Annotated in this window: 9 protein-coding genes; 5 read left to right on the top strand and 4 right to left on the bottom strand. The window is 66.4% G+C overall.

Going from position 1 to position 10,527, the window contains the following annotated elements; translation table 11 throughout:
- Positions 1 to 79 precede the first annotated feature (79 nt).
- The gene (locus WAL33_RS12000) at positions 80 to 526 is read right to left on the bottom strand and encodes a MarR family winged helix-turn-helix transcriptional regulator (protein WP_422181707.1); all 447 of its coding nucleotides are present in this window, start codon (positions 524 to 526) and stop codon (positions 80 to 82) included.
- A 93-nt stretch (positions 527 to 619) separates the two neighbouring features.
- On the opposite strand from WAL33_RS12000, the gene WAL33_RS11995 reads away from it, so the two are divergent.
- The 3 genes from WAL33_RS11995 to WAL33_RS11985 all read left to right on the top strand — a co-directional run bounded on the left by WAL33_RS11995 (position 620) and on the right by WAL33_RS11985 (position 3,869).
- On the top strand, positions 620 to 2,146 hold the full coding sequence (locus WAL33_RS11995) for an FAD-dependent oxidoreductase (protein ID WP_422181705.1): 1,527 nt from the start codon (positions 620 to 622) through the stop codon (positions 2,144 to 2,146).
- Positions 2,147 to 2,217: 71 nt separating this feature from the next.
- On the top strand, positions 2,218 to 2,943 hold the full coding sequence (locus WAL33_RS11990; RefSeq protein WP_422181703.1) for an alpha/beta fold hydrolase: 726 nt from the start codon (positions 2,218 to 2,220) through the stop codon (positions 2,941 to 2,943).
- Positions 2,944 to 3,095: 152 nt separating this feature from the next.
- Positions 3,096 to 3,869, top strand: coding sequence for a hypothetical protein (locus WAL33_RS11985; protein ID WP_422181701.1), 774 nt, complete (start codon positions 3,096 to 3,098; stop codon positions 3,867 to 3,869).
- A 968-nt stretch (positions 3,870 to 4,837) separates the two neighbouring features.
- Here the strand turns inward: WAL33_RS11985 and WAL33_RS11980 are convergent.
- Positions 4,838 to 6,226 carry a glycoside hydrolase family 47 protein gene (locus tag WAL33_RS11980; RefSeq protein WP_422181699.1) on the bottom strand — a complete coding sequence of 463 codons (1,389 nt, stop codon included), beginning with the start codon at positions 6,224 to 6,226 and terminating at the stop codon, positions 4,838 to 4,840.
- A 294-nt stretch (positions 6,227 to 6,520) separates the two neighbouring features.
- Here WAL33_RS11980 and WAL33_RS11975 point away from each other — a divergent pair, with 294 nt between their 5' ends.
- Together WAL33_RS11975 and WAL33_RS11970 are read left to right on the top strand one after the other, a co-directional pair.
- Positions 6,521 to 7,399: a 3-hydroxybutyryl-CoA dehydrogenase gene (locus WAL33_RS11975; protein ID WP_422181697.1), complete on the top strand. Its 879-nt coding sequence runs from the start codon at positions 6,521 to 6,523 to the stop codon at positions 7,397 to 7,399.
- A 76-nt stretch (positions 7,400 to 7,475) separates the two neighbouring features.
- Positions 7,476 to 8,150, top strand: coding sequence for a hypothetical protein (locus WAL33_RS11970; RefSeq protein WP_422181695.1), 675 nt, complete (start codon positions 7,476 to 7,478; stop codon positions 8,148 to 8,150).
- Here the strand turns inward: WAL33_RS11970 and feoB are convergent.
- Together feoB and WAL33_RS11960 are read right to left on the bottom strand one after the other, a co-directional pair.
- Positions 8,147 to 10,021, bottom strand: coding sequence for a ferrous iron transport protein B (gene feoB / locus WAL33_RS11965; protein ID WP_422181693.1), 1,875 nt, complete (start codon positions 10,019 to 10,021; stop codon positions 8,147 to 8,149). The genes WAL33_RS11970 and feoB overlap by 4 nt on opposite strands.
- Positions 10,022 to 10,025: 4 nt before the next feature.
- A complete protein-coding gene (locus tag WAL33_RS11960; protein WP_422181691.1) occupies positions 10,026 to 10,361 on the bottom strand; it encodes a FeoA family protein in 336 nt (111 codons plus the stop codon).
- Between the last annotated feature and the right edge of the window lie 166 nt (positions 10,362 to 10,527).

Genomic DNA, 10,527 nt, shown 5'->3' with positions numbered 1-10,527 from the left:
GGGGTTCCCGCCACAAGGGCGGGAATGACGGGCTGAAAGGGTGGAGCGGAACTGGTCGAGCAGCTTCAAGCGCGAACTGTCAAAGCCCGTTCCCCTCCGTCACCGTCCCCATCCCGTCGGCGAACTTGCGCATCAGTCGGACCAGGTCGTCGAAATCGGCCTGGCTCCAGCCCTCGAACAACTCCAGCGCCATGCGGCCACGCGCCGCGTCGAGGGCGTCGGTGGCGATCTTGCCCTTGGGCGTGATCACCGCTTCGCGAACCCGGCGGTCGACCTTGCCGGCCCGGCGCTCGACCAGGCCCAGTTCCTCCAGCCTCGCGACCTGGCGGCTGACCGTGGTGTGGTCGCGCCCGACCCGTCCGGCCAGGTCGACGACCCCGATCGGACCCAGCCGCTCGACCAGCACCAACAGCGGGAATAGCGCGCGCTCCAGCGCCAGGCCCGCCTTCTGCAGCAGGGCGGCGTCGTTTTCGGGCCGGTTCAGCGTGCTGGCGATGTCGATCAGCGACCGATGCAGCTCGGGCATCAATCGCAAGATATGTGTATTATGCACATTATTTGTTGACACGCGACCCGTCGCCTCGATATGTGTGCTGGATACACACATATCGAGGCGGACATGAACAAGCAAGCGACGGTCGAGGTCCTGATCTGCGGCGCCGGCGCCGCCGGCCTCACCCTGGCGATCGACCTGGCGCGGCGCGGCGTGTCGCTTCGGCTGATCGACAAGCTGCCGGCCCCGTTCGCCGGCTCGCGCGGCAAGGGGATCCAGCCGCGCACCCTGGAGGTGTTCGAGGACCTGGGCGTCATCGATCGCCTGGCGGCCGTCGGCGGGTCTTACCCGCCGCAGCGCCTGCACCGCGCCGACGGAACGACGGTCGACAGCCAGGAGATCGCCGTCGCCCCGCCGACGGCCGAGGAACCTTACCGCACGCCCCTGATGGTCCCGCAGTTCCGCACCGAGGCGGTGCTGCGCGAGCGGCTGGCCGAGCTGGGTCACGCGCCGGAGTACGGCGGCGAACTGACGCGCTTCGACCAGGACGCCGAGGGCGTCACCGCCACGGTCGCCGGACCGGACGGGGTCGAGACGCTCCGCTGCCGCTGGCTGGTCGGCGGCGACGGCGGCCGCTCGTTTGTGCGTCATGCGCTGGACATCGGCTTTCCCGGCAAGGCCCTGGGCGTGCGCGCCGTCGTCGCCGACATCGACCTGGACGGCCTGTCGCGCGACGCTTGGCATCGGACCGGCGAAGGCGACATGGACCGGCAGATCGGCTTCTGCCCCTTGCCCCACACCGGCCTGTTCCAGCTGCAGGCGCCGATCCCTCTCGAGGGCGAGATCGACCTGTCCGCGGCCGGCCTGCAGGCGTTGGTCGACGACCGCTGGCCGGCCGGCGGCCTGACCGTGCGGAGCGTCGCCTGGGCCTCGGCCTACGGGATGAACGCCCGCCTGGCCGACCGTTATCGCACCGGCCGCGTGCTGCTGATCGGCGACGCCGCGCACATCCATCCGCCGACCGGCGGCCAGGGCCTGAACACCAGCGTCCAGGACGCCTACAATCTGGGCTGGAAACTGGCGGCGGTGCTGGCCGGCGCGCCTGACGGCCTGCTCGACACCTACGAGGAAGAGCGCCGCCCGATCGCCGCAGGCATGCTGGGCCTGTCCGCCGGCCTGCTGGAAAAGGCCAAGCAAGGCGAGATGAAGCGCGGCCGCGAGGTGCACCAGTTGGACCTGGGCTACCGGCTCTCGTCGCTCTCGCTCAACGCGGTGCGTCCGGAGAACGACTTGAAGCCCGGCGACCGCGCCCCGGACGGCCTGCTGCGCGGCGCGGGCGGGCAAGCCACGCGCCTCTTCGACCTGATGGCCGGCCCGCACTGGACCCTGCTGGCTCGCGCGGCCGATCCCGCGTCTCTGCCGGCGCCACGCGCCGGGCTGCGCATCCACGCGGTCGGCCCGGACAGCGAATTCCAGGACCCCGACGACGCCCTGGGCGCGACCTACGGCCTGGCCGACGGCGAGATGGTTCTGGTGCGTCCGGATGGCTATGTGGCGGCGGTGATCGCGGCCACGGACCACGCGCGGCTGGAGGCCTATCTGGCCGGTGTCGACCTGGCCGCTCCCAGGTCTCGGGAGCGGGCGGCGGCCTGACGGCGATTTGCGGTGGTCCGCTCGTGGATCCTGCGATAGCGGTCGAGCTTCAGCGCCCAGGGAGTCTACCCATGCCGTTCATCACCCATCGCGGTCAGCGGATCCACTACACCGTCGAAGGCTCGGGTCCGCTGGTCGTGCTGCAGCACGGGCTGTTCATGGACGCGGCCAGCTGGACGGCCAACGGGATCGTCGACGCGCTCAAGGACCGCCACCGGGTGGTCTGTGTCGACTCCCTGGGCCATGGCCTCAGCGACAAGCCGGCCGAGGCGCGGCTCTATGACCAGGACCAGCGGGCCGGCGACCTGGCGGCGGTGATCGACGACCTGGGCGAAGATCGCGCGGCGGTGTTCGGCTATTCGATGGGCGCCTGGATGGCCGTGGGCCTGGCCAAGCACTATCCGCACAAGGTCTCGTCCCTGGTGGTCGGCGGCTGGGACCTGGTGAACGGCGTGCCCAAGACCCCGCAGGGGCCGTTGACCTTCGACCTCTTCATGGCCTTCGCCCGCGCCACCGCCCCGGCCCTGGTCGCCTGGGTGACGCCCGACATCGAACCGGCCATGCGCGCCTGCTTCGAAACCCTGGGCCAGTTGGACGGCGCGCGCGAGGCGGTGCTGGGCGGCGGCTTTCCGGTGCTGCTGTGGGACGGGGCGCAAGACCCCTACCACGCTCCCAGCCAAGCCTTCGCCCAAGCCGAGGGCCTGGCCTTCCTGTCCAGCGAAGGCGGCCATGTCCCCGCGATCGAAACGCCGGGGGCCGAGACGATCGCGGCCCTGGCGGCGTTCCTGGAGGGGTAGGCTGGGTCGACGCGGTGGGACCGGCCCCGCCGGTGGCTCGCGCCGGGAAACGGACGTTCTGAAGGTCGGCTTGGGGTGGTGGGCGGCCGTTGTCATCTCTACGTTGGCTTGGGCGGTCTACCTGTCAATACGAAGGCATTTAGGAAGCGAATGTGAGCGAGCGGCTGTTTCTCTACATCGACATTCTAGGGTTCAGCGAACTTGTCACTGACGATGACGCGATGGCCGATATTTTCTCGCGCATCGACAAGTTGAATGTCCACACCGATCGCGATTTCAAGACGATTGTTTTCTCTGATACTATCCTCGTCTACGGCGACGGGTTGTGGCTCGCTCACAAATCGCAAGCCGTCATGTGGCTATGCGAATTTGCCCAAGACCTGTTCCACCACTTCATCAAGATCGACCGACATTTCCGCGCTTACCTGACTATTGGAAATTTCGTTCACGAGACGAAGAAGCACTTTCAAGCCTTCTACGGTCAGGCACTTGTGGAATGTCACAACAAGGAAAAGGAAATAAAATCGACGGGTCTCTATATGGACAATAAGTTGATTGAATACTCCGACATTTTCCGCGTGAATCAATACGACGATGATTGCTCGTTTGTCCATATTATGCGGGCCCTAGACGAAGTGAGTTTTGATTATAAAGAATATCCTATTCATTCCATTCTAGTAGAATCCACGGGGATTGACGAATTCGTCGCTCCGTTCTTCGTGTACCTGCGGAACATATGGAATCATCAGCATGACGGGAGTCTGCACGAGACCGTGCGACTTAAATACGAGAACACTTGGAAAATGATTTCAAGCCGTCACGCCGGGTTGCTCAAGGTGTTGGTTGAGAACGATTTTGATCCCGTTGCGGTGTCAAAAATGGACTGGTCGGTTGCTATGGGGCACGCCGAAGACCCGAAATGGTGATAGAGATAAGCGCAAATGTTAGCTAACTAAGAGAGAGCTGAAGAGATCAATAGCAATGTTCTTCAGTTAGTTGCTCTAGCGCGGAGCATTTCTAAGAGGTCCGCTGAGGGTCGGGAACGGGAATTAGGACCGCGCCTGAGACGGACCTCCGCCACCACGCCGGAAAGCGGACGGGTGAAGGTCGGTTCGGGGTCGGGAAGCGGTCGTAGCAAAGTGACCGGCCGATCCGCTCGGCTGAGAGGCTCTGGCGTGAAAGAACCGCTCCTATCGACGGTCAGCGCCGGGCGGTAAAGACCAATCTGACATCCATGCCCGGAGCCAGGTTGGCGCTGCAGGTTGCAGATTTATAAAGCCTCGGATCATGACGTAGATCGCGGCTGAAAACTGGAGAACCCACGGCGCGAGATTAGCGCTGACAGGGCCGAGAGCAATCATGGCACCCGCCCCAATCATCACTTCCAAAAGCCCGTAGATGAATGGTCGCCGTCCCCGAAGCCGGAAGAGGCCGACCGCAGTTGCGAACCCAATCAAGGCGATTGCCCATCGCGGTACCGTTCGTGCGATTTCGATAAGGGACGCCGCCCCGGCGATCACGGCAGTTCCACCCCAGTAGAGAACGGCAAAGACGTTGACCAGGTATGCGAGCCGTATTCCAATTCGACGGAATGCACCCCAACGCGTGCCGACCTCGGGATACCTGCGAAGACCACGCCGGAGGAGCTCGGCCGTCACAAACGCGACACCTGCAAGCGTGAGCCAATCCCACGCGCCGACTAGCGGCTCGAAGGCCGCGCCTGGCGGTAGCGGAGGCGGAGCGCCGCCACTCACGGCCTAAAGCCGACTCATTATCATTGCCATTTGGGAATGCTGCGCCGAGTCGTTGCAACCGAATAGGCGGTATCGGCAGCGAGCGCGTCCCAAGCTCCGCAATGGGTCGAAAGTGGAAGCCCGCTTTTAGCCAGAGCCCCTTAGACCCTCCGGAACCCCCGCAGCACGTTCGCCTCGGTGCTCAGCTGCAACTGCGCGTAGTCGATGCGCGGCGTGTCGGAGAACAGCAGGTAGTAGTATTTCATCTGCTCGGACCACCAGTAGCCGGGGCAGTTGTCGCCCTGGATCATCGGCCGGGTGGTGATGTCCTTCAGGGCGGTGTAGCCGAAAGCGGCGCGGCTGGTGGCCTTCATTTCGCGATAGTGGATGGCGGTCAGTTTCCGATAGCGCTCGTCGCGGTCACCCAGCCACAGGTTCAGGCAGGCGTCGGGATATTCGGGGCGCAGGCCGGTTTGCTTGCGGCGCGGCTGGGCGGTGGTGACGTCGATCGATTCCGGGATCACGCCGTACGTCTGCTGAAGATAGGTGAACGAGGCCAGATAGTCGTCGCCCTGGGCCTTGCGGCCGACCTGGCCCAGCAGGCCGGCATAGTAGGCCGCCAGCTCGCTCTGGGCCGTGGCGGTCACCGCCCCGGTCTCGAAGTCGACCATCGGGAACCACAGACGGCCATCGTAGCGCTTGGCCTGATGGGCCAGCTGGGCGTCGACGCATTCGAGCGCCCAGCGCTTGCAGTCTTCGTCGCCGAACAACTCCCAGGCGTCCCACAGGTACTCGTAGAAACTGTCGGCATAGATATCGATGCTGGCGTTGCGGCTGGTGAACTCGCCCGTCGTGGCGTGGATGTTGGCGGCCATCAGGCCGATCTTCGAGCGGCGGTCCAGGGCGTGGCGCATGGCCCGCTTGGCCATGTCGAAATACTTCCGCTCGCCGGACAGTTGGGAGAGCACGCCGAACTCGGTGATGTAGGTGCCGATCTCGGCCAGGTTGGTCTCCGGGTCGCTGACCGCCCCGGTGCGCAGGTTCACATAACGCCAGGGCAGGCCGTGGGGCGAGGCCTCGAAGGCCTTGGCCAGGCGGTCGGCCAGGTCCTTGGCCTTGGCCAGCAGCACCGGATCGCCGCTGGCCAGATGGGCTGACAAGAGGCCGCCGACCAGGCGGATGTTGGTCTCGAAGACCTGGGCGTTTCCATCGACGTCGAAGTTCAGGCTGGTCTTGACCCAGTCGACCCCGGCCTGAAACTCCGCGTCCAGCCCCATGATCCACAGGGTGTCCAGCGCCTCGACCAGCGACAGGCCCAGGTCGTGGCCCTCGATGAAGAACGAGCGCGACGTGCCGCTGACCGGATTGATCTCGTCCTTGCCCCAGGCCTTGGCGACATAGCCGCGCCAGGCCCACTGGAATTCGGAGCGGACGTCGGCGGCGAGCGCCTTCCAGTCCTCGGCGGGCGACTGGGCGAGCGCGGGAGAGGCCAGGGCGGCCGAAGAGACGAGCGCCAGAGCGTGACGGCGGGAGACATACGGAGTGGTCATGGACCGAGCTTATTCGCTCCTTTCAACCCCTGTCATCCCGGACAAGCCCGGCGAAGGCCGGGCGCACCGGAAACATGGCGCTCGGGTGTCGATCCCGGATCCTCGCGCCGCGCTCGTCCGGAATGACAACCTGATGTGGAGCTCGAAGCGGTAAACCACCAACCCACGCTCCGGCTTTCCGCTGCGTCGCAGCAAAGCCTTGGCGACCACGGGGTTGCTCGTGCTAGAAAAGCGCGCATGAAACTCGGGCCGGGCGCGTAACGCCTTGCCGCGCCTCGAATAAGGCTAGTCTGAATGACGGATATCAAGACGGTCGGCGTGATCGGCGCGGGCCAGATGGGGTCGGGGATCGCTCATGTCGTCGCCCTTGGCGGCTATGACGTGCGCCTGCATGACATCTCGCGCGAGCGCATCGACGCGGGTCTGGCCCTGATCGAAAAGAACATGACCCGCCAGGTGCATCGCGGGATCATCGACGAGGCGGCCATGAGCGCGGCCCTGGCGCGGATCACCGCCGCCGAGGACCTGGCCCTGATCGGCGCCACCGACCTGGCCATCGAGGCGGCGACCGAGAACGAAGAGCTGAAGAAGTCGATCTTCCGGAACCTGCAGCCCCACCTGGGCGCCGACACCCTGCTGGCCTCCAACACCTCGTCGATCTCGATCACCCGCCTGGCCTCGACGACCGATCGCCCCGAACGGTTCATCGGCCTGCACTTCATGAACCCCGTCCCGCTGATGAAGCTGGTCGAGATCATCCGCGGCATCGCCACCGACGTGCCGACCTACGAGCGCGCCGTGGCCTTCGCCAAGTCGCTGGGCAAGATCACCAGCAACGCCGAGGACTTCCCCGCCTTCATCGTCAACCGCGTGCTGGTGCCGATGATCAACGAGGCGATCTACACCCTGTACGAAGGGGTCGGCACGGTCGACGCCATCGACACCGCCATGAAGCTGGGCGCCAATCATCCGATGGGCCCGCTGGAGCTGGGCGACTTCATCGGCCTGGACACCGTGCTGAGCATCATGAACGTGCTGCACGAGGGCCTGGCCGACAGCAAGTACCGCCCCTGCCCGCTGCTGGTGAAATATGTCGAGGCCGGCTGGCTGGGCAAGAAGGCCGGCCGCGGCTTCTACGACTACCGCGGCGAGCACCCGGTCCCGACGCGCTAGGGCGGCGGGCGGCCCGGTCCGACAAGCGTGGCCATTTGGCACGCCGGTTGCTTGAGCGGCCTCTCAGGAGGACGCCATGCTTAATTCGCTCGCCGCAATCCATCGCCATGCCGCCCCTCGCGGGAGCCGGGACATCCTTGAGGTCGGCGGCCCTGATGCCGCCGCCGCCGCCGCGCAGAGCCCGTCCCCAGCGGTCGCCGAGGCTCAGCCCGAGGCCGCGCGCTCCAGCTTGCGGTCCAGATCGATCTCGGACCAGTTGGCGCCGGACACCCTGGCCAGTGTCGTCTCACTGCAAATCTTGCCTCCGGGGACGGCAGATTTCTCACACTATCGCGCTCTGAAGACCTCGGACGAAGCGGGCTTGACCAACGGTGCGGGCGCGACCCTGGCCACTGCGACGGTGACTCACGTCGCCCCAGAGGACGAGCCCCAGAGCGTGTCCGGCCTCGGCTATTTCCCGCGCATTCCGCAGAGCCGGGGAGAGGAGATCGGCTATATCCGCGACCAGATCTCAGCCCTGGGTGATCTCGCCGCCCGGGAAGAGTCCCTCAGCCGGGCGCAAGGCGTGGACGGAAAGCTGGCTTTCGATCCGGCGAGTGGCGACTACAGGCTGCTGACCCCCGGCCAGGCGGGCTACGACAAGGTCCGCAGCGCTCGCGAGGTCCTGGCGGGCGTCCCCTCTGATCTGCGCAAGATGAACCAGAGCCGCGCGCCGTTCGAGGACCTTCTCCGCCAGTACGGTTTGGCTTAGCCCGCCCCCATCGCCACGGCCGTGTGGTAGGTGACGAACGAGGCCAGATAGGCCAGGCCGGTCATGTAGAGGAACATCACCGTCGGCCAGGTCCAGCCGTTGGTCTCGCGCTTGACCACGCCCAGGGTCGCCGCGCATTGCGGGGCGAATACGTACCAGGCCAGGAACGACAGGGCCGTGGCCAGCGACCACTGGTGCGACAGCAGGGCGCCCAGGTTGGTGCCGGCCTCGTCGTCGCCGCCCACGGCGTAGACGGTGCCCAGGGCGGCCACCGCCACCTCGCGCGCCGCGAAGCCGGGGATCAAGGCCACGGTCATCTGCCAGTTGAAGCCAATGGGCTGCATAACGGGGGCGATGAAGTGCCCGATCCGCCCGGCGAAGCTGTAGTCGATGGCCGGCCCCGTCGCGCCTTCCGGCGGATAGGGGAAGGTCGACAGCACCCAGACCAGGATCATCAGCGGCAGGATGATGCGGCCGGCGCGCTCGATGAAGATCCGGGCCCGGGTCCACAGGTTCAGCAGCACGTTGCGCGGCTCGGGCCAGCGATAGGTCGGCAGCTCCATCATGAACGGCTCGACCGTGCCGCGCCAAAAGATCTTGCGGATCACGAACGACACCACCAGGGCGCTGACGATGCCGCTGGCGTAGAGGCCGAACATCACCAGGCCCGGCAGGCTGAACACGCCCCAGACCTTGGTGTGGGGAATGAAGGCGGCGATGATCAGGGTGTAGACCGGGATCCGCGCCGAGCAGGTCATCAGCGGGGCCACCAGGATGGTGGTCAGCCGGTCGTGCTTGTTGTCGATCACCCGCGTCGACATGATCCCCGGGATGGCGCAGGCGAAGCTGGACAGCAGCGGGATGAACGCGCGCCCGTGCAGGCCCGCCCCGCCCATGATCTTGTCCATCAGGAAGGCCGCGCGGGTCATGTAGCCGGTGTCTTCCAGCACCAGGATGAAGAAGAACAGGATCACGATCTGCGGCAGGAAGACCAGCACGCTGCCCACCCCGGCGATCAGGCCGTCGGTGATCAGGCTCTGGAACAGGCCGTCGGGCAGCACGGCGGCCGCGCCGGTGCTCAGGCCCGCGAAGCCGGCCTCGATCAGGCCCATCAACGGCTCGGCCCAGGTGAACACCGCCTGGAACATCACGAACAAAAGCAGGCCCAGGATCAGCAGGCCGCCGACCGGGTTCAGCAGCACCGCGTCGACCTTGCCGGTCACGGTGTCGGGACGTTCGGGCGGGCGGACGCATTCCTTGACGATCCGCTGGGCCTCGCGGTGGGCGGCGCGGATCTCGGCGGCGTTCGGCTCGCGCCAGACGTTCTCGTGCTCGCCCGCGTGGCTGGCGGCCAGGGCGCTGGCCTTGGCGACCAGCTCCTCCAGGCCGCGCTTGCGGGTGGCCACGGTGGTGACGATCGGCGCGCCGATCTCGGCCGACAGCCGCTCCAGGTCGATGCGCAGCCCCTGGCGCTGGGCGATGTCGAACATGTTGAGGGCCAGCACGAACGGCCGGCCGACCTGCTTGAGCTCCAGCACCAGGCGCAGCACCAGCCGCAGGTTGGTGGCGTCGGCCACGCAGATCAGGACGTCCGGCGCGGTCTCGCCGGCCAGGCGGCCCAGCACGGCGTCGCGGGTGACGATCTCGTCGGGGCTGCGGGCCCGCAAGCTGTAGGTGCCGGGCAGGTCCAGCAGGTGGGCGCCGCGGCCGCCGGGCAGGGTCAGCACGCCCTCCTTCCGCTCGACGGTGACGCCGGCGTAGTTGGCGACCTTCTGGCGGCTGCCGGTCAGGGCGTTGAACAGGGCGGTCTTGCCGGAATTGGGATTGCCGACCAGCGCCAGACGCGCGGGTCGCAGGGCGGCGTCGGTCAAGACTTCAGGCCTCTTCGAACTGGACGGTGACGGCGGCGGCCTCGCGGCGGCGCAGGGCTACGCGCATGTCGTCGATGCGCACGGCGATCGGATCGCGGCCGAACAGGCCCTCGTGCAGCACCTCGAACAGCGCGCCCTCGACGAAGCCCATCTCCAGCAGACGGCGCTCCAGCTCCTCGGGATCGATGGACTCCGACCGGCCCGTCTGGCCGCTCACGCGGACGATGACCCCGCGCTGGCCCTTGCGGGCCAGGCTCAACGGGCTTTCGGCGCCCCGACCGGCTGGGGGGGCCACCAGCACGTCGGCGAATTTGGGAGCAAGACTGAGAGCGTCGGACATGATCGCACCGGAAAAACTTGCGAACGATTATCAGTCTAAAGCCGTGCTGTCATGTGGCGAATGGGCGCGGCGCGCTGTCGCGAACCCTTACGGGCATATCGACATTGCACGCTCGTGCGTGGTCCTCGTCCTTCGACAAGCTCAGGATGAGGACCAGGCTCAAATC

Origin of the sequence: Caulobacter sp. (assembly GCF_049283275.1) — a bacterium.
GTDB lineage: Bacteria > Pseudomonadota > Alphaproteobacteria > Caulobacterales > Caulobacteraceae > Caulobacter.
This window is presented reverse-complemented; position numbering and strand designations above follow the sequence as displayed.

What these genes read in the sequence shown, in the direction of transcription:
- WAL33_RS12000 (WP_422181707.1), bottom strand. Translation starts at nt 526, where the DNA reads ATGCCCGAGCTGCATCGGTCGCTGATCGACATCGCCAGCACGCTGAAC.
- WAL33_RS11995 (WP_422181705.1), top strand. Translation starts at nt 620, where the DNA reads ATGAACAAGCAAGCGACGGTCGAGGTCCTGATCTGCGGCGCCGGCGCC.
- WAL33_RS11990 (WP_422181703.1), top strand. Translation starts at nt 2,218, where the DNA reads ATGCCGTTCATCACCCATCGCGGTCAGCGGATCCACTACACCGTCGAA.
- WAL33_RS11980 (WP_422181699.1), bottom strand. Translation starts at nt 6,226, where the DNA reads ATGACCACTCCGTATGTCTCCCGCCGTCACGCTCTGGCGCTCGTCTCT.
- WAL33_RS11975 (WP_422181697.1), top strand. Translation starts at nt 6,521, where the DNA reads ATGACGGATATCAAGACGGTCGGCGTGATCGGCGCGGGCCAGATGGGG.
- WAL33_RS11970 (WP_422181695.1), top strand. Translation starts at nt 7,476, where the DNA reads ATGCTTAATTCGCTCGCCGCAATCCATCGCCATGCCGCCCCTCGCGGG.
- WAL33_RS11960 (WP_422181691.1), bottom strand. Translation starts at nt 10,361, where the DNA reads ATGTCCGACGCTCTCAGTCTTGCTCCCAAATTCGCCGACGTGCTGGTG.